Source organism: Caulobacter sp. DWP3-1-3b2 (assembly GCF_049896325.1).
Classification (GTDB): Bacteria; Pseudomonadota; Alphaproteobacteria; order Caulobacterales; family Caulobacteraceae; genus Caulobacter.
Genome location: NZ_JAFCUB010000001.1, coordinates 59,573 through 77,767, shown reverse-complemented (window position 1 = coordinate 77,767; position 18,195 = coordinate 59,573). Strand labels below are relative to the sequence as shown.

Annotated in this window: 13 protein-coding genes; 5 read left to right on the top strand and 8 right to left on the bottom strand. The window is 67.1% G+C overall.

What is annotated here, in order from left to right; translation table 11 throughout:
- Positions 1–3 precede the first annotated feature (3 nt).
- The 4 genes from rfbD (at position 4) to ACP7AG_RS00345 (ending at position 5,546) form a co-directional block, all read left to right on the top strand.
- Positions 4–882, top strand: coding sequence for a dTDP-4-dehydrorhamnose reductase (rfbD, locus tag ACP7AG_RS00360; protein ID WP_426029381.1), 879 nt, complete (start codon positions 4–6; stop codon positions 880–882).
- Positions 883–888: 6 nt separating this feature from the next.
- Positions 889–1,752 carry a glucose-1-phosphate thymidylyltransferase RfbA gene (gene rfbA, locus ACP7AG_RS00355; RefSeq protein ID WP_426029380.1) on the top strand — a complete coding sequence of 288 codons (864 nt, stop codon included), beginning with the start codon at positions 889–891 and terminating at the stop codon, positions 1,750–1,752.
- Positions 1,753–1,865: 113 nt separating this feature from the next.
- Entirely contained in the window at positions 1,866–3,554 is a 1,689-nt protein-coding gene (locus ACP7AG_RS00350; protein WP_426029379.1) for a calcium-binding protein, read from the top strand.
- Positions 3,555–5,546: a calcium-binding protein gene (locus tag ACP7AG_RS00345; RefSeq protein ID WP_426029378.1), complete on the top strand. Its 1,992-nt coding sequence runs from the start codon at positions 3,555–3,557 to the stop codon at positions 5,544–5,546. It begins immediately after the preceding gene.
- Between the two features lie 34 nt (positions 5,547–5,580).
- Here ACP7AG_RS00345 and ACP7AG_RS00340 read toward each other — a convergent pair whose 3' ends face one another.
- From ACP7AG_RS00340 to ACP7AG_RS00315, 6 genes are all read right to left on the bottom strand, one after another.
- Positions 5,581–6,273 carry a class I SAM-dependent methyltransferase gene (locus ACP7AG_RS00340; RefSeq protein WP_426029377.1) on the bottom strand — a complete coding sequence of 231 codons (693 nt, stop codon included), beginning with the start codon at positions 6,271–6,273 and terminating at the stop codon, positions 5,581–5,583.
- A gap of 45 nt (positions 6,274–6,318) precedes the next feature.
- On the bottom strand, positions 6,319–7,437 hold the full coding sequence (queG, locus tag ACP7AG_RS00335; RefSeq protein WP_426029376.1) for a tRNA epoxyqueuosine(34) reductase QueG: 1,119 nt from the start codon (positions 7,435–7,437) through the stop codon (positions 6,319–6,321).
- On the bottom strand, positions 7,418–8,104 hold the full coding sequence (locus ACP7AG_RS00330; protein WP_426010532.1) for a glutathione S-transferase family protein: 687 nt from the start codon (positions 8,102–8,104) through the stop codon (positions 7,418–7,420). The genes queG and ACP7AG_RS00330 overlap by 20 nt, the downstream gene beginning before the upstream one ends.
- Before the next feature lie 150 nt (positions 8,105–8,254).
- A complete protein-coding gene (gene rfaE1 / locus ACP7AG_RS00325; RefSeq protein WP_426029375.1) occupies positions 8,255–9,712 on the bottom strand; it encodes a D-glycero-beta-D-manno-heptose-7-phosphate kinase in 1,458 nt (485 codons plus the stop codon).
- A 66-nt stretch (positions 9,713–9,778) separates the two neighbouring features.
- Positions 9,779–10,717: a cation diffusion facilitator family transporter gene (locus ACP7AG_RS00320; RefSeq protein WP_426029514.1), complete on the bottom strand. Its 939-nt coding sequence runs from the start codon at positions 10,715–10,717 to the stop codon at positions 9,779–9,781.
- 158 nt (positions 10,718–10,875) lie between these two features.
- On the bottom strand, positions 10,876–11,961 hold the full coding sequence (locus ACP7AG_RS00315; RefSeq protein WP_426029374.1) for a citrate synthase/methylcitrate synthase: 1,086 nt from the start codon (positions 11,959–11,961) through the stop codon (positions 10,876–10,878).
- Between the two features lie 75 nt (positions 11,962–12,036).
- Between ACP7AG_RS00315 and ACP7AG_RS00310 the strand changes: the two genes are divergently transcribed.
- Positions 12,037–13,185 carry a citrate synthase gene (locus tag ACP7AG_RS00310; protein WP_426029373.1) on the top strand — a complete coding sequence of 383 codons (1,149 nt, stop codon included), beginning with the start codon at positions 12,037–12,039 and terminating at the stop codon, positions 13,183–13,185.
- 25 nt (positions 13,186–13,210) lie between these two features.
- On the opposite strand, the gene gltB is transcribed toward ACP7AG_RS00310, so the two are convergent.
- The gene (gene gltB, locus ACP7AG_RS00305) at positions 13,211–17,755 is read right to left on the bottom strand and encodes a glutamate synthase large subunit (RefSeq protein WP_426029372.1); all 4,545 of its coding nucleotides are present in this window, start codon (positions 17,753–17,755) and stop codon (positions 13,211–13,213) included.
- Positions 17,752–18,192 carry a hypothetical protein gene (locus tag ACP7AG_RS00300; RefSeq protein WP_426029371.1) on the bottom strand — a complete coding sequence of 147 codons (441 nt, stop codon included), beginning with the start codon at positions 18,190–18,192 and terminating at the stop codon, positions 17,752–17,754. The genes gltB and ACP7AG_RS00300 overlap by 4 nt, the downstream gene beginning before the upstream one ends.
- Between the last annotated feature and the right edge of the window lie 3 nt (positions 18,193–18,195).

Below are 18,195 nucleotides of genomic sequence, written 5' to 3'. Positions count from 1 at the left end.
TTCATGACGGGATCGATCCTGGTATTCGGCCGTCACGGCCAGGTAGCGCGCGAACTGGCGTTTTTGGGCGAGATGACAGGCCGCCCCATGGTGTTCGCGGGCCGTGAGACCCTCGACCTGAACGACTTCGGCGCGGTCGAAGGCTTGATCATTCAGAACGTTCCGAGCGCCGTGATCAACGCCGCGGCTTACACCGCCGTCGATAAGGCCGAGATTGAGCCCGAAGTCGCCTACGCCCTCAATCGCGACGCGCCGGCCGCGATGGCCCGAGCCTGTGCGGCTCGCGACCTGCCGTTCGTGCATTTTTCCACCGACTATGTCTTCGCCGGCGACCTGGATCGTCCCTATGTCGAGACCGACCCAACGGGTCCCACCGGCGCGTACGGCGCCAGCAAACTGGCTGGCGAGGAGGCGGTGGCGGCGGCGGGCGGCACGGCGATCATCCTGCGTACCTCTTGGGTTTATAGCGCGCAGGGCGCCAATTTCGTGAAGACAATGCTGCGTCTCGCCGCCGATCGCGACGAACTCGGTGTGGTCGGCGACCAGCTAGGCCGCCCGACTTGGGCCCGCGACTGCGCCGAGGCCGCCTTGCTTGCGGTCGACGCCTTGACGGTCGACCGGTCGCTCACGGGTGTGTACCATCTGAGCGGAGCCGGCGACGCGAGTTGGGCCGATCTGGCGAAAGCCGTTTTCGAGATATCGGCCGTGCGCGGGGGTCCGTCGGCCCACGTTCGGGCGATCGCCACCGAGGCCTATCCCACCCCCGCCAAACGTCCAGCCAATTCGCGGTTGGACTGCGGCAAGATTCTCGCCGCGCTAAGCTGGTGCTGTCGTCCCTGGCGCGAAAGCCTGGCGGCCTGCATGGCCGAAATGGAGCTATAGTTACCCATGAAGGGCATTGTTCTCGCCGGCGGGTCCGGCACGCGCCTCCACCCTCTCACTCGGGCGGTCTGCAAGCAGCTGCTGCCAATCTACGACAAGCCGATGGTTTATTATCCGATCAGCACCCTCATGCTGGCGAACATCCGCGATATCCTGATCATTTCGACGCCCAAGGACATTCCGCTGTTCAAGGACCTGTTGGGCGACGGCTCCGACTGGGGTGTACGCTTCGAGTACGCGATTCAGGAAACCCCGCGCGGTCTAGCAGACGCCTTCATCGTCGGTGAGGAGTTCATCGGCGGCGACAAGTGCGCCCTGGTGTTGGGTGACAACCTGTTTTTCGGCCATGGCCTCAGCGAGGCGTTGCTCGAGGCCTCGGGATTGGACGCTGGCGCGGTGGTGTTCGCCTACCACGTGCAGGATCCCGAGCGTTACGGTGTCGTCGAGTTCGACGACCAGGGTCGAGCTATCTCCCTTGAGGAAAAGCCTGAAAAGCCGGCGTCCAGCTGGGCGGTCACTGGGCTGTATTTCTACAGCAACGCGGTGGTCGAGATGGCGAGAGACCTGCCACCATCGCCACGCGGTGAACTGGAGATCACCGATATCAACCGCCTTTACATGCAGAAGGGCGAGCTGTCGGTTTCCAAGCTGGGCCGCGGCTTCGCTTGGCTCGACACCGGCACGCACGACAGCTTGGTCGAGGCAACGGAGTTCATTCGCGCCATCGAAAAGCGGCAGGGGCAGAAGGTCGGCTGTCCAGAAGAGGTCGCCTTCGGCAAGGGCTGGATTTCCGCGGAACAGCTGGCCACCATGGGCGAAGCCATGGGCAAGACGGAATACGGGCGCTATCTGATTGAACTGGCCAAATAGGCGATGGCATAAGCGAGACCCTTATTGCGCGCGCTCCGTCGTTTCGCGTCGCACGTGAGTTTAACTGTACCTGGGTCAATGCGATTGAGTTGGCGTCTTGAGGGGGACGAGGCATGGCGACGATCACCGGCACGGAAGGTAGCGACGCCCTTGTCGGCGGTGCGGTCACCGATCTGATCGATGGCATCGGCGGCGCCGATAACATCCAGGACGACAGCGGCGACAACGACATCATTCTCGGCGGCGCCGGCGATGACACGATCTCTGTCCAACGCACGTTTTCCAGCGCGGGCGGCCTGATCGCGATCGATGGCGGGGCCGGCAACGACAGCATCACCGTTCTCGGTTTTTCCCACGCGCCGAGCTTCGACTGGAAGATCGACGGCGGCGACGGCGCCGACACGCTTCAGGTGCGCTGGCTGACGCGCTTCTCCATCGATCTGGGCGCGGGCAACGACTACATCAGTCTCGACCTTCCGGTGTCGGGCGGCTCCATCGCGTTGGGCTCGGGAGTCGATCGCGTCTACCTGACCCCAAACTATGACCACTACCCGGCGCCAGGCGACTCGTACCTGACGATCAAGGACCTGGGCCCCGAAGATTCAATCGACCTGGCCGCCTTCACCTACGGGATCACCGCATGGGACAAGGTCGCCAACCTTTTCACCACCGGCCACCTGCGCGCCACCCAGTCCGGGGCGAACGTGCTAATCGACATCGACATGAACGGCGGCGGCAACAGCTGGGCTTCCCTGCTGCGGCTGACGGACCGCACCCTGGCTCAGATCACGTCGCTGAATCTCGGCGGCATGCCTCTCGACGGCGGCGCGGTCGGCGTCACCTACACCACCGCGGCCAGTCCCTACAGTGTCTACAGCGGCTCAAGCGGTTCGGATCATCTGACGGCGGGCGAGGACACCCTCTACCCGTTTCTGCAAGGGCAGGACGGCGACGACGTCCTGATCGCCAACAGCACCGGCACGGCGATGTCGGGGGGCGCCGGCGACGACCATCTGATCGGCGGCCTTGGCAACGACTATTTTGACGACGGCCTGGGTAACGACGTGATCGAGGGCAGGGGCGCCGACGATACGCTTCAGTTTACGCCTTCGAACCAGGGTGGCGCGGCGTTCGTGCTCGGGAAGACTGGCCCGCAAGATACCGGTTCTGGCTTCGACACGGTGACGGGCGTCACAAGTGTCCGAGGCACCGATTACGCCGATCACTTCACGACCGACACTTCCGTCAACCGGGCGATCCAGCTCTCGGGCGGCGCGGGCGACGACGTGTTGACAGGCGGCGCCGGCAGCGATCGATTGGATGGAGATCAAGGCGACGATCAGGTTTCGGGTGGCGCGGGCAACGACCAAATCTCAGATTCTGGCTCAGGCTCAGACACCTATGACGGAGGAGCAGGCGACGACTGGCTCGTGATTTCCTACAGCGACCGGGGCGTGACCATCGACCTGACCGTGACGACCCCGCAGGCGAGCGGCCATGGCGACCAGGACATCATCCTCAATATCGAGCATGTCAGCGGCACGGGCTACGCGGATACACTTTCGGGCGGCACCGGAGCCAATAGCTTGCTTGGCGCCGGCGGGGATGACATTCTGATAGGCCGAGGCGGCGACGACGAGCTGACGGGTGGCGAGGGTTCCGACTATCTGAACGGCGGCGCGGGCAACGATACGTTGTTTGGCGCCGCCTATTTCAGCGACTCGAGCGAGACCGGCGGCGATACGCTGATCGGCGGTGCCGGCGTGAACTACCTGAGCGGCGGTGGCGGTCACGATCTCTAAGTGGTTGGCCAGGGGCGCGATAATATCATCGGTTTCAAGGTCGGCGTCGATCTGATCGAAGCCGACGACCTGTTCGTCCTCAAGGTTTCCGAGCAGCTCTGGGGCCCGGAAAAGGATCCGGGCTATTCCGAGGTCAACGCCACCCTGTCCAACGGCGCGGAACTCGTTTTCCAGCGCTTGCGCGCCGCCGACATCACCGATGCAGTTTTCACTCACCTGAAAGCGGCAACCGTTGGCGACGCCGGGGCTGACACGTTTTCGGGAACGCCTACGGCCGACTGGATCGACGGCCAAGGCGGAGCCGACGTGCTGTCCGGTGGCGGCGGCGGCGACCGCTTGTCGGGTGGTGACGGGGCCGACACCATCCGGGGCGACCAGGGGGACGACGCACTGTCCGGCGACGCCGGCGAAGATTACCTGGCGGGCGGCGGAGGCAAGGACGCGCTTTCCGGTGGGCTCGGCCGGGACGCCTTGCTGGGCGGCGACGGCGACGACACCCTCGACGGCGGCGACGGAAACGACATACTCGGCGGCGGCTTGGGCAAGGACAGCCTTCTCGGCGGAGCGGGCGACGACACCATCACCCTGAGCCTCGGTTCGGACGTGATCGACGGCGGCGACGGCCAGGACACGCTGGTGCTGCCCGGACCCTTAACCGCCTACGCGGTCAAGGCGGTCTACGACGGGTGGGAAATACGCTCGGGAGCGGACTTCACTACCGTGCGGAATGTGGAGTCGGTCAGGTTCGGCGCGGCGGTGACCCCCTGGGCTGCGTTCGCATCGCCAGCCTTGATCGACGGTTTGCTCTACGCGGCCTCGTACAGCGATCTGGCTAAGGCCTTCAGGACCGACGCCAACGCCGCCGCCCAGCATTACGCCAATCAGGGGAGGCTGGAGAACCGCGCCGCGGACCTGTTCAATCCGCTGATCTACGCCGCCTCCAACAGCGACCTGACCCTGGCCTTCAAGGCCGACGCCAAGGCCGCGCTGACTCACTACCTCACCCAGGGCGTCTACGAGAACCGCTCGACCGGCGCCTTCGACCCGTTGATCTACGCCGCAAGTTCGATGGACTTGGCCAAGGCCTTCGGGACGGACGCCAACGCCGCGGTGACCCACTACTTGGTGCAGGGCGTCTATGAGCACCGGCCGGTGTCGACCTTCAACCCCTATTTCTATCTGGCTTCCAACAATGAACTGGTGCGCTCGTTCGGCAGCGACACCGATGCGGCAGTCCGCCACTATCTAACCCAGGGCGTCTTTGAGGGAAGGACCTTAGCCAGCTTCGACGCTCATCTTTACGCGGCATCCAATCCCGCGGTGGGCGCACGGGTCGGCGCGGACGCCAAGGCGGCGGCCCGCGACTATGTCGAGCACGGCTTCGACGACGGCCAGTCGATCAGCGGCTTCGACGCCCGAGCCTATGCCGCCAGTTCCAATGATCTAGCTAGGATCTTCGGGTTGGATGCCGAAGCGGCGATCACCCACTATTTGGAGGCCGGTCGGGCCGAGGGACGACCGCTCGATACGTTCGATTCTGTGGCCTATCTGCTGAGCTTCGGCGACCTGGCCGGTCTGGGCCCTAGCGGCGCGCTGACACAGTGGCTGACCAACGGCGCCGACGAAGGCCGAAACCCCGACCTCTTGTTCCACGGTCAAGATCAGACCAGCCAGGTTCTGACGACGGCCGGAATTCACGACTACCTGGGCGGCGCCGACCGCGACTGGTTCAGCATTGAGGTTCAGGCACATCAATTCGTGCATGTCCATGGCACGGCTGCCATAAATGGATATCCGGATATAGCGCTCTACGACTCCACGGGTCGTTTCGCGGCCGTCGCCGGCGGCGATCGCGCGCTGGACGTGCAGGTCGCTGGCGGGGGTACCTATTACGTTGTGGCGGTGAACCAGAGCCAGAACGGTTTAGGAAACTATGCCTTGAATTTAACCCTCGGCAGTAGCGGCGTCGCTCACGACGCTTGGTTATTGTAAGGGGCGCACGGGCTGCGCCAGGTGAAGACGCGATTCAGCTCAACGCGCTGCGCAGCCGGGCCATCACCGTTCGACTTTGCGCGGGCTTGCGGCAGGCTACGATGTTGAATTGACCAGGTCTTTGATCCTTCAAAGTCATGTCCAGATCCGTCAGGTGCCCCACCATCCGGCCATCCTGCATGAGGTAGGTGTCCTGACCCGCCCAGGCGACGATTTCAAGACCCTCACCAACGGCCAAGGCGAGGGTTTCCTCCAGCGTATAGTGCTTGTAGTGAAAGTGGTTGCCGCTCGGCGCGTGGGGAAGCAGCTCCTCGTTGGGTGTTGAGAACACCAGCATACCGCCGGGCTTTAGGCTCTGCACCAAAGCGGCAAAAAATTGCGCGCCGTCCGGGACATGTTCCACCGACTCCAATGACACGACGAAGTCGAACACGCCGTGCGGCAAGCTGAAGGGCCAGTAGGCATGAGCGAAGCGCGCCGAGGGCGTCGCAAAATGTTCGGTCGCGAACACCACAGCCTCCTTGGAGCCGTCGAACGCCAGGAGGTTGCGCGTCTTCGACAAAAGCCAGGCGCCGTAACCGTTGCCGCAAAAGGCGTCTAGACCGTAGCCTTGGGATGGAATCAGGCGATCAGCCCATTCGTAGCGATAACGATGGTCGGCGCGAACCTCATCATAGGTCGAAGCGGTCTGGCGCTCCCCCGAGTGGAAACTCAAATCGTGATCCATCCTAAATTCCTAACCCCCGTCGCGTAAGTATGCTACATTACGATCTCAATCGCCAGACCGCAGCGCCTCGCCAGTCCACAAGCCTCCGGTATTTTCAGGGGCGCGATGCGCCGCCAACCGCCCCGCCGCCCATTCCGCGGCGTCCCGCACCACGAGTGAGGGGTCGGCGAGCAGCGGCTCGACCACCGCGATGAGCGCCGCGTCGCCGCTGTTGCCGATGGCGTAGAGCACGTTGCGCACGAAACGGTCGCGGCCGATGCGCTTGATCGGGCTCTTGCTGAAGAGGGCCCGGAACGACGGGTCGTCGAGGCCGGCCAGCGCCGCCAGCGATGGCCCCTTCAGCGTCTCGCGCGCGTGGAAGGCCGCCTCGCTGGAAAGCTGGGCGAACTTGTTCCACGGGCAGACCGCCAGACAGTCATCACAGCCATAGATCCGATTGCCCAGCGCTTCACGGAACGCGACCGGGATGGGCCCGGCAAGCTCGATGGTCAGGTACGAGATGCAGCGCCGGGCATCCAGCTGATAGGGGCTGGGAAAGGCGTTGGTCGGGCAGATGTCCAGGCAAGCGCTGCACGAGCCGCAGCGGTCGCGTTCGGGCGGATCGGCGGGCAGGTCGAGCGTGGTCAACACCGATCCGAGAAACAGCCACGAGCCGAACTGTCGCGACACCAGATTGGTGTGCTTGCCCTGCCAGCCCAGGCCGGCGCGCTGGGCCAGCGGCTTTTCCATAAGCGGCGCGGTGTCGACGAAAACCTTCACCTCGCCGCCGAATCGGCCGTGCATCCAACGGGCCAGGGCCTTGAGGCGCTTCTTGATCACCTCGTGATAGTCGTCGCCCTGAGCATAGACCGAGATCGCCGCGCGGCTCGGGTCCTCCAAGGCGACCAGGGGGTCGTGGTCGGGGCCGTAATTGACGCCCAGCACCACCGCCGTCCGGGCGTCGGTCCACATGGCGGTGGGGTGTGAACGCCGGTCCAGCGTCTCCTCCATCCAGCCCATGGCCCCGTGGAAGCCCTCGGCGACGAACTCGCGCAACCAGCCGCCATTGGGCCAAGCCTCGGAGGCGCTGGCGAAGCCGCAGGCGTCGAAACCCAGCCGCAGGGCCTCGGCGCGGATTTCGTCTCGCAGCGCGGAGTTGAGGTGGCTAGAAGTCGAGATCGTCATAGTGCGCGGCCGGCGCGAGGCCGGGCCAGCGGTCGGCCAGGATGGGCCGGAAGGCCGGCCTCGACTTCAGCTTCATGTACCAGGTCTTGGTCGCCGGGAAGTCCTTCCACGGCACGTCGCCGAAATAATCGATCACCGACAGGTGCGCGGCGGCGGCGAAGTCGCCCAGGCTCATCCGCCGGCCGGCCAGCCAGTCGCGGGTGTTGAGCAGCTCCTCGATATAGACCAGATGCTGGCGCAGGGCGTCGCGGCCCCGGCGCAGCGACGACAGGTCCGGCGCGCCCAGCCGCAGCAGGCGTTTCTCCATCTTCTCGTGCAGCAGGAAGCCGTTGACCTCGTTGTCGAACTTGCGGTCGAACCACTGCATCAGGCGGCGCGCCTCGGCCCGCTCGCCCGGCTCGCGGCCCAGCAAGGCGGGTTCGGGCTCCTGCTCCTCGATATGCTCGAGGATGGCGCGGTTCTCGGCGATCACCGTGGTGCGCTGGTGCCTGGTCTCGACCAGCACCGGCGGCACGCCCGACGGGTTGAGCTTGAGGAATTCGGCCGGGCCTTCCCAATAGCGAACCTGGACCTCGACGAACGGCAGGCGCTTCTCGCCCAAGGCGAGACGCACCTGGCGCGAGGCCGGGTCCAGGGGGAAATGGTGAAGGGTACGTTCGACGCTCATGCCCACGCGCATTCAGGCTGCATCGTTTGATCGATGCGCCGTTTTGCTTAACAAGAACTTGCTGAACGCCGGTTGTTGGCCAAGTTAAGGGCCAAATCGAGGCTATTCCACCTCAAGCTTGACCTTGGACCGCGCCGTTAACTCTTGAGATCAGGCCGGCGCGTTCATCCGGCCAATCAGGTTGGTGGTGCTCTGGCCCGCCTTCAGCTCGGCCAGAACCACCCGGCCGCCATAGCCCAGCACCACGTCGGAACCGACCACGGTCTCCACCGTATAGTCCGCCCCCTTGACCAGCACGTCGGGGCGGAAGGCCTTGATCAGGCCCAGCGGCGTCTCCTCGTCGAACAGCACCACCAAGTCCACCGACGACAGCGAGGCCAAGACGGTGGCGCGCGCACCCTCCTTCTGAACCGGACGGGTCGGGCCCTTCAGGCGCTGGACCGAGGCGTCGGTGTTGAGGCCGACGATGAGGCGATCGCAAGCGGCGCGAGCCTGGGCCAGCAGGGAGACGTGACCGGGGTGCAGCAGGTCGAAACAGCCGTTGGTGAAGCCAACCCTCAGGCCCCGCGCCCGCCAGCTGGCGACGATCGCCAGGGCGCCGTCGCGGTCGGCGATCTTGTCCTGGCCCGGATCGCCATGGGCCCCGAGGGCCAGGCCGACCAGCTCGTCGGCGGTGACCACGTCGGTGCCGATCTTGGCCACCACCAGGCCCGCAGCGAGGTTGGCGAGGCGGGCCGCGTCGAGTGGGGCCGCGCCCACGGCGAGCGCCAGCGCCAGGGTCGCGGCCACGGTGTCGCCCGCGCCGGAGACGTCGAACACCTCCAGCGCGGTGGCCGGCAAATGGACCGGCGCCGCGCCGCGCACGGCCAGGGTCATGCCGGCCCCGCCCCGTGTCACCAGGGCGGAGGCCAGGTTCGGGGCGGCGGCCAGGATGGCGTTGGCGGCCTCGGCGGCGGCCTCGTCGCCGGACCCCGTGACTCCCGTGGCCTCGGCGGCCTCGCGGCGGTTGGGTTTCACCAAGGTGGCGCCATCATAACGCGACAGGTCGCGGCTCTTGGGATCGACGATCACCGGCTTGCCGGCGGCATTGGCGGCGGCGATGGCGGCGCGCAACACCGGAACGCTGAGCACGCCCTTGGCGTAGTCCGACAGCACCACCACGTCGACCTGGCGCAGATGGGCGTTGAACGCCGCCAGCAGGACCGTGGCGTCGGCGTCGCCGCGATCTTCGCGGTCGGCGCGCAGCATCTGGTGCGAGCCGGAGATGTAGCGGGTCTTCTCGGTGGTCCGCCGCTTGGGATCGACGATCAGGGCGGAGTCGAGGCTGGCCTCGCGGTCGATCAGGTCGGTCAGGGTCCGCCCGGCGTCATCGTCGCCGATCACCCCGACCAGCACTGCCCGGCCACCCAGGGCCGCAACATTGCGGGCGACATTGCCGGCCCCGCCCAGCATCACGGTCTCGCGCTCGACGGCGATCACCGGCACCGGCGCCTCGGGCGAGATGCGGTCCACCGCGCCATAGACAAAGCGGTCGAGCATGACGTCGCCCAGCACCAGCACGGTGGCGCCCGCGAAGGCTCTCGGCAGCTTGGCCAGGATGTCGTCCATCGGGTCTTCGCTCGTCTCGTCGTGGAAGAGGCCATTTGGCCCTGCGAGGCCGTCTGGGCAAGTCTTCTACAGCGAGGCGGCTTCGCTGAACGCGCCGCCGTGCGGCTCGGCGACGCCGCGCGGATCGGGATGGATCAGGATGTCGGCGGTCGGAAAGGCCGCCAGCACCCGCGCCTCGGCCTCGACCATCAAGGTATGGACCACGACCAGGGGCGTCTCGGCGTCGAAATCCATGTGGGCCTGGATGTGGATGTGGGGGCCCGAAGCCCGGGTTCGCAGCTGGTGCACGCCGCTGATGCTCGGGTCAGCCGTGAGGAGGGCGAGGATCCGCGCCCGCTCGTCGTCGGGCAGCTCGCGGTCCATCAGCTGGTGCGACGCCTCGCGGAACACGCCGATGGCGCCCCAGACCAGCCACAGGGCGACGACCAGGCCGGCGGCGGCGTCCACCCAGGCCCAGTGCAGGAAGGCCGCCGCCGCTATGCCGACAAGGCTGACGGCGTTGGAGGCCAGGTCGGCGGCGTAGTGGGCCTTGTCGCTCGCCACGGCCACCGACCGGGTACGCTTCATCACTTCGGATTGGGCGCGGATCAGGCCAAGGGTCAGCAGGATCGACACCGCCATCACCCCGACGCCCAGCACGCCGGCCTCGACGGGCTTGGGGTGCAGCATCGACCGCAGGGCCTCCTGACCGATCAGCGCCCCGGACGCAAAGACCAGCCCGGCCTGGGTCAGGCTTGAAAAGGCCTCGGCCTTGCCATGACCGAAGCGATGCTCGGCGTCGGGCGGCTCGGCCGCGTAGCGCACGGCGTAGAAGGTGACCAGCGAGGCGATCAGGTCCAGGCCGCTGTCGGCCAGGGAGGCGAGCATCGCCACCGAACCGCCAGCGATCCAGGCGACGCCCTTGATACAGATCAGGATCGTCGCGCAGCCGACCGACAGGGCGGTGACCCGACGGGTCAGGGTGAGGCCTTCGGCGGCGCTCAGGGCGGGGTGCGGGGCGGACATGATCGTTGTGTAGCAAGGCCCGCCGCGCAGCCCCAGCGCGAACGACTCGCGCGAGATGTTCGCAAGGCCGCGGGCGCGGATGAGGGACACAAACCCAACCCACGACCTTGCAAGCACGGCCGAGACGACGGGATGGGTGTGTGTCCCCGTCTGATCCCCTAAGCTGCGGCCTTCGTCGGGGGCCCCACATAGACCGATTGCGGCCGGATCAGCTTGCCCGTCGCCAACTGTTCGCGGGCATGAGCGATCCAGCCGGCCGTGCGGCCCATGGCGAAGACGCAGGTGAAGGCTGTCGGCGGCAGGCCCAGGGCCTCGAGGAGCAGGGCGGTGTAGAACTCGACATTGGTGTCCAACGGTCGGTCAGGCTTGCGTTCACGCAGCATGCGCAGGGCGGCCTGCTCGACGGCCTCGGCGAAGGCCAGACGCCCGGGGACAGCGTTCGAGGTCAGGGCCAGCTGGCGGATCGCCGCCTTCAGGGCGTCGGCGCGGGGGTCTCGGACCCGATAGATGCGGTGGCCGAAACCCATCAGCCGATCGCCCCGGTTCAGGGCCGCCACGATCCAGGCCTCGGCGTTGGCGGGCGTCCCAATGGCGTCGAGCATGTCGATCACCGGACCAGGCGCACCGCCGTGCAACGGACCCTTCAGAGCCGACAGTCCGGCCAGGACCGCCGAGGTCAGGCCCGCGCGGGTGGACGCCACGACCCGGGCGGCGAAGGTCGAGGCGTTGAGGCCGTGGTCGCAGACGGTGACCAGATAGGCGTCCAGCGCCCTGGCCTCCCCTTCCGTGGCCGGCGCGCCCCGCGTCATTCGCAGCACGTCGGCGGCGTGCGACAGGGCAGCGTCAGGAGCGACCGCTTGCTGACCGGTGGCGACCCGCATCACGGCGGGTGTGAACACGGCTGGGGCGGCGATCAACAACAGGGCCGTGTTGAGGTCGTCGCCGTCGGGCAGACGGGCGATCAGGGCGCGGACGGCTTCGACCGGATCGCGCCTGGCCAGGTGTTCGTCGAGCGCCGCCACTTCGGCGAAGGCGCTGACGCGGGCGGTGCCCAGAGCACGCGCCAAGTCCGACGGCAGGCTGTCGAAGAACCCATCAAGCAGCAGGTGGGCGACGTGCTCGAACGTGGCGCGGTGGGCGAGGTCTTCGATGGCATAGCCTCGGATGGTCAGGCGTCCGGCCTGGCCATCAACGTCGGAGAGCACGGTATGGGCGGCGATCACGCCTTCTAGACCTTCGGACATGGAGAGGTCTCCTTTCGCGCCTAATCCGCGTGCCCAGACCTTGATCGTCAATCTTGATCAATGTAATCAATATGTATGGCCGATTGGATCGACGCGGAACAGGCGATGGCGACGCTGGGGGTGAGGGCCCAGACGCTGTACGCCTATGTCAGCCGGGGCCGAGTGGCCGCCGCCGCCCATCCCGACGATCCGCGCCGCAGCCTGTACCGCGCCTCCGATGTCGCCGCCCTAGCCGCCAAGAAGGCCCGGGGCCGCCGGGCCGCCGATGTCGCGGCCGAGGCCATCGCCTGGGGTGAGCCGGTCCTGCCCTCGGCGATCACCACGGTGATCAATGGCCGGCTCTATTATCGCGGCCAAGACGCGGTAGACCTAGCGCGGATGCATAGCCTGGAGCAGGCGGCCCGCCTGTTGCGCGGCGGCCATGGCGCGCCGCTGAAGGGGTCCGAGCCGAAAAAGCCCAAGAAGGGCGACACGCCACGCGCCCGGCTGTTCTCGACCTTGGCCGTCCGCGCCGGAATTGATCCCCCGGCCCGAGGGCGCGCGCCCTTGGCCCTGGCCATGGAGGCCGCCGGTCTGCTGGAGGCCGCCGCCGACGCGGTGGCCGGGGCAATCGGCGACGGCTCGATCCACCAGCGCCTGGCCGACGCCTGGGGCCTCGACGCCCAGGGCGCCGACCTCGTGCGCCGCGCGCTCGTCCTGCTGGCCGACCATGAGCTCAACGCCTCGACCTTCGCGGTCCGCGTGGCCGCCTCGACCGGCGCCTCGCTGGCGGCGGCGTCCCTGGCCGGGCTGGCGGCGCTGTCGGGGCCGCTGCATGGCGGCATGGCGGCGCGGGTAGAGATGTTCGTCGAGGATGCCGACCGGCGCGGACCTGGGCGGGCGGTGGCCGAGCGGTTGGCGCAGGGCTCGGCCATGCCCGGCTTCGGCCACCCGCTCTATCCCGACGGCGACCCGCGCGCGGCGGCCCTGTTGGACGCCTTCAAGGCGCCGCCATTGCTGGCCGACCTGCGGCGCGAGACCGAGGCCGCAACGGGCCTCCTGCCCAATATCGATTTTGCCTTGGTGGCGATGAGCCGGGCCCTCGCCCTCCCCATCGATGCGCCTTTCAGCCTGTTCGCGGTGGGGCGGATGGCGGGGTGGCAAGCGCATGCGATCGAGCAGCTGCAGACCGGGCGGTTGATCCGGCCCCGCGCCCGATACGTGGGGGTGCGGCCGGCGAGCTAAATCCTCTCCCTCTGGGGGAGGAGCTTTAAGCCCGCTCGTGAACCGCCTGCTCGGCCACCAGGGGCTGGGGCAAGCGCGAGACCATCTCCTTGGGGCAAACCTGCCAGAACAGGTCCCGCACCCGGTCCCAGTCGCGCAGCAGGCTGGCGGCGAAGGCCGAGTCCGTTTCGGAGGCGTGTTCGGTCACCAGCGAGCGCAGAACGCCTTCCCAATAGGGCGAGGCCAGGCGCTGGACGACGATGCTGTCAGGGTTGATATGGCCCTCGAAGCGGCCGTGCTGGTCAAGAACGAAGGCCATGCCGCCGGTCATCCCGGCCCCGAAATTACCGCCCGTCGGACCCAGGATCACCACCTGGCCGCCGGTCATGTATTCGCAGCCATTGGTCCCGCAGCCCTCGACCACGGTGGTGGCCCCGGAGTTGCGGACCGCGAACCGCTCGCCGGCCTGGCCCGCCGCGAACAGCCGCCCCGAGGTGGCCCCAAACAGCACGGTATTGCCCAGCAGGGTGTTTGTCTCGGGGGCCGCCAGGCCCCGCGCGGGCTTGATGACGATGGTCGCGCCCGACAGGCCCTTGCCGACATAGTCATTGGCCTCGCCGGTCAGCTCGATGCGCAGACCCTGGACCGCGAAGGCCCCCAGGCTCTGGCCGGCCGAGCCCTTGAGCTGGACGGTCAGGTGGCCGGCGGGCAGGCCGGTCATGCCGAACTTGCGCACGATGTGACTGGAGGTGCGCGAGCCGATCGAGCGGGCGGTGCTGCGAACCGTATAGGTCAGCTGCATCTTCTCGCCGCGCTCCAGCAGCGGCGCGGCGTCGCGGACGATCTGGGCGTCCAGCGTGTCGGGCACTTGATTGCGACCGCCCTCGACGGTGCAATAGGGCTTGTTGTGACCGGGGTCGGCCCGGACCAGCAGCGGGTTCAGGTCGAGGTCGTCGAGATGCTCGCCGCCCCGGCTGACCTGGGCCAGCAGGTCGGTGCGACCGACGATTTCCAGCAAGCTCTTGAAGCCCAGGCCGGCCAAGATTTCGCGCACCTCCTCAGCGATGAAGCTGAAGAGGTTGATGACCTTCTCCGGCGTGCCGGTGAACTTGGCGCGCAGGGCCTCGTCCTGGGTGCAGACCCCGACCGGGCAGGTGTTGGAATGGCACTGGCGCACCATGATGCAGCCCATGGCCACCAGGGACGCCGTGCCGATGCCGAACTCCTCGGCGCCCAGCATGGCGGCGATCACCACGTCGCGGCCGGTGCGAATGCCGCCGTCCGTACGCAGCACCACCGAATGGCGCAGGTTGTTGAGGGTCAGAACCTGGTTGGCTTCCGACAGGCCCATCTCCCACGGCCCGCCGGCGTACTTCACCGAGGTCTGGGACGAGGCGCCGGTGCCGCCGACATTGCCGGCCACCAGGATGACGTCGGCCTTGGCCTTGGCGACCCCGGCCGCGATGGCGCCGATGCCGGTGGCCGCCACCAGCTTGACCGTGACGCGGGCGATCGGATTGATCTGCTTCAGGTCATAGATCAGCTGGGCCAGGTCCTCGATCGAATAGATGTCGTGGTGCGGTGGCGGGCTGATCAGCATGACACCGGGCGTGGCGTGGCGGAGACGTGCAATCATCTCCGTCACTTTAAAGCCCGGCAATTGGCCACCCTCGCCGGGCTTGGCGCCTTGGGCGACCTTGATCTCGATTTCCCGGCATTGGTTCAGATATTCGGCGGTGACGCCAAACCTTCCTGAGGCCACCTGCTTGATGGCGCTGTTGGGGTTGTCGCCATTTGGCAAGGGCTTGTAACGCGCCGGGTCCTCGCCGCCCTCGCCCGACACCGACTTGGCCCCGATGCGGTTCATGGCGATGTTCAGCATGCCGTGGGCTTCCGGGCCCAGGGCGCCCAAGCTCATGCCCGGCGTGACGAAGCGCTTGCGGATCTCGTTGACGCTCTCGACGTCGTCGGTGGAGATCGGGTTGCGGTCCGAGCGCCAGTCCAGCAGGTCGCGCAACTGCACGGGCTTCTGCGTGCGCAGGCCGTGCGACCACCGCCGATAGAGCTCGAAATCGCCGGTGTCGCAGGCGCTCTGCAGGGTGTGGATCAGCCGCGCCTCGAAGGCGTGGGTCTCGCCCGAACGACGCAGCTTGTACAGGCCACCGACCGGCAGGGTGACCGCTGCGCTGTCCCAGGCCTTGCGATGCAGCTCGACCGCCTTGCTCTCCAGGCCCGCAAGGCCGATCCCCGAGATGCGCGACGGCATGCCGGGGAAGAACTCGGCGGCCAAGGCGCGCGACAGGCCGACGGCTTCGAAATTGTAGCCGCCGCGATAGGACGAGATGACGCTGATGCCCATCTTGGAGATGATCTTCAGCAGCCCGGCCTCAATGGCGGTCTTGAAGTTGATGCAGACGTCGCGCAGCGACTTGTCGCCGAGCAGGCCGCGCTCCAGCCGATCCTGGAAGCTTTCCTGGGCCAGGTAGGCGTTGACCGCCGTGGCGCCGACGCCAACCAGCACCGCGAAATAGTGGGTGTCGAGGCACTCGGCCGAGCGGACGATGATCGAGACGTACGACCGCAGGCCCTTGGCGACCAGGTGGGCGTGAACGCCGCCGGTGGCCAGGATCATCGGCAGCGCCACGCGGCCCTGGGCTGAACCCTCATCGGTCAGGACGATGGCGCCGCAGCCGCGCAGCACGGCGTCTTCCGCGTCGGCCCGGATGCGGTCGAGATTGGCGCGCAGGGCGTCGCCGGGGCGAGCCTCCGGCGCGGGCAGCGGCATGGTGCAGTCGATGACCACCACGCTCTTCTCGCCCAGCAGGCCGTGGATACGCTCGTACATGCCGGTGGTGAGCACGGGGCTCTCCAGCACATAGACATCGGCCTGGGCCGCGTCCTGCGCGAGAATGTTGCCGAGGTTCTTGAACCGGGTCTTCAGGCTCATGACGCCGGTCTCCCGCAGGGGGTCGATCGGCGGGTTGGTCACCTGGCTGAAGTTCTGGCGGAAGAAGTGGCTGAGCGGCCGGTACTTTTCCGACAGCACGGCCAGGGGCGCGTCGTCACCCATCGAGCCGACGGCCTCCTTGCCCTCCTCGACCATAGGGGCCAGGACCATTTCCAGGTCCTCCAGCGAGAAGCCGGCGGCGGCCTGGCGGCGGGTCAGCTCCTCGCGGCCGTATTTGCGTGGCTCGGGGCCGGGGCCGATCTCCTTTTCGAGATCGACCATATTTCCCAGCCAATCCGTATAGGGATGGCGGCCGGCCAGTTCGTCGATGATGGCGTCTTCGCCGTAGAGCTTGCCCTCGGCCAGGTCGATGGCGATCATCCGGCCGGGCGAGATGGCCAGCTTGCGGGTGATGCGGCTCTCCTCGACGCCGCACATGCCGGCCTCGGAGCCCATGATCACCAAACCGTCGTCGGTATAGGCCACGCGCAGCGGGCGCAGGCCCGAGCGGTCCTTGCCGGCTACGACCCAGCGGCCGTCGGTGGCGCACAGGGCGGCCGGGCCGTCCCACGGCTCCATCACCGCGTTGCAATAGGCGTAGAGCGCCTGGTGCGGGGCGCTCATGTGCGCGTTGGCGGCTTCCGGCATCAGCAGGGCCTTAGTCATCGGCGCGTCGCGGCCGGCCCGGACCAGCACCTCGAAGGTGTTGTCAAGATTGGCGCTGTCGGACCCGCCCGGCTGGATCACCGGCTTCACGTCGTCCCCGAACTCACCGAAGGCGTCGGCCGCCATCTTGATCTCGTGGGACTTCATCCAGTTGATGTTGCCCTTGATGGTGTTGATCTCACCATTGTGGGCCAGCATCCGGAACGGCTGGGCCAGGCGCCATTCGGGGAAGGTGTTGGTGGAATAGCGCTGGTGGAAGATCGCCACCGCGGCGCTGAAGCGTTCATCCTTGAGGTCGGGATAGAACTCGTCGATGTGCTCGGCCAGAAACATACCCTTGTAGATCAAGGACTTCGCCGAGAACGAACACAGGTAGAAGCCCTGCAGGTTTTGGGCGTGGACGCGCTTTTCGATGCGCTTGCGGCACAGGAACAGGGCGCGCTCCAGGGCCTCACCCTCCAGGCCGGCCGGCGCGGCCAGCATGATCTGCTCGATCTCGGGCCGGGTGGCGTTGGCCTTCTCGCCGATCACCGAGGTGTCGACGGGCACCTGCCGCCAGCCATAGATATAGAAGCCGAAACGCAAGGCCTCGGCCTCGACAATGGTGCGGCAGGCCTCTTGGGCGGCGAGATCGGTACGCGGCAGGAAGACCTGGCCCACGGCGATCGGGCCCTGGCGCAGGGCGTGGCCGGTGCGGCGGACCTGGTCGACGAAGAAGTCCTGCGGCACGCTGACCAGCACGCCGGCCCCGTCGCCGGTCTTGCCGTCGGCGTCGACCGCGCCCCGGTGCCAGAGGGCCTTCAGGGCCTTGATCGCCAGCTCTACGACTTCGCGGCGCGGCTGGCCGTCGATGGCGCAGACCAGGCCGACACCGCACGCGTCGCGCTCGGTCGAGGGGTCATAGGCATGGCCGTCGATCAGGGCCTGGCGGTTCTTCAGATAGAGCTCGGTCTGGGTGAGAGCGGTCTTGTCGGTCATTGGGATGCTCCCGCCTCGGACATCGTCTTCTTCACGACGTCGAGAATTTCGCTAATGGAGATAGTGAAGTAACCACCCTTGCCGCTCTCGAAGGCCTGACGCCAGCTGGCGTAGCCGCCTTCGAAATCGGGGGCCAAGGCCTGCGAAGCCTGTGTCTTGGGACAGGACGCGGCCAGAACCTTGGCGTCGACGGGAATGTGGCCCAGCACGTCGATCTTTGCGCCAGGGCGCTGGTCGAACAGCGAGACGCTAGCGATCGCCGCGCCGCCCTTGCCGTCAGGATCGAGACGGCCCACGACAGCGACGATGCCCTCGGGCGCGCACGCGAGCGTCTGCCCCACGGCCAGCTCAGCGGCCGTCGCAGAGCTCACGGCGAAAGCGGCGGCGACAAGGCCAAACAGGATCGCCGTCTTCAAGCTGAGGGGTGAAGCGGACACCAG

Excerpts from the sequence above, each read along its gene's own strand:
- ACP7AG_RS00350 (WP_426029379.1), top strand. The coding sequence starts at position 1,866 with ATGGCGACGATCACCGGCACGGAAGGTAGCGACGCCCTTGTCGGCGGT.
- ACP7AG_RS00340 (WP_426029377.1), bottom strand. The coding sequence starts at position 6,273 with ATGGATCACGATTTGAGTTTCCACTCGGGGGAGCGCCAGACCGCTTCG.
- ACP7AG_RS00330 (WP_426010532.1), bottom strand. The coding sequence starts at position 8,104 with ATGAGCGTCGAACGTACCCTTCACCATTTCCCCCTGGACCCGGCCTCG.
- rfaE1 (WP_426029375.1), bottom strand. The coding sequence starts at position 9,712 with ATGGACGACATCCTGGCCAAGCTGCCGAGAGCCTTCGCGGGCGCCACC.
- rfbD (WP_426029381.1), top strand. The coding sequence starts at position 4 with ATGACGGGATCGATCCTGGTATTCGGCCGTCACGGCCAGGTAGCGCGC.
- ACP7AG_RS00310 (WP_426029373.1), top strand. The coding sequence starts at position 12,037 with ATGGCCGATTGGATCGACGCGGAACAGGCGATGGCGACGCTGGGGGTG.
- queG (WP_426029376.1), bottom strand. The coding sequence starts at position 7,437 with ATGACGATCTCGACTTCTAGCCACCTCAACTCCGCGCTGCGAGACGAA.
- ACP7AG_RS00315 (WP_426029374.1), bottom strand. The coding sequence starts at position 11,961 with ATGTCCGAAGGTCTAGAAGGCGTGATCGCCGCCCATACCGTGCTCTCC.
- ACP7AG_RS00320 (WP_426029514.1), bottom strand. The coding sequence starts at position 10,717 with ATGTCCGCCCCGCACCCCGCCCTGAGCGCCGCCGAAGGCCTCACCCTG.
- rfbA (WP_426029380.1), top strand. The coding sequence starts at position 889 with ATGAAGGGCATTGTTCTCGCCGGCGGGTCCGGCACGCGCCTCCACCCT.
- gltB (WP_426029372.1), bottom strand. The coding sequence starts at position 17,755 with ATGACCGACAAGACCGCTCTCACCCAGACCGAGCTCTATCTGAAGAAC.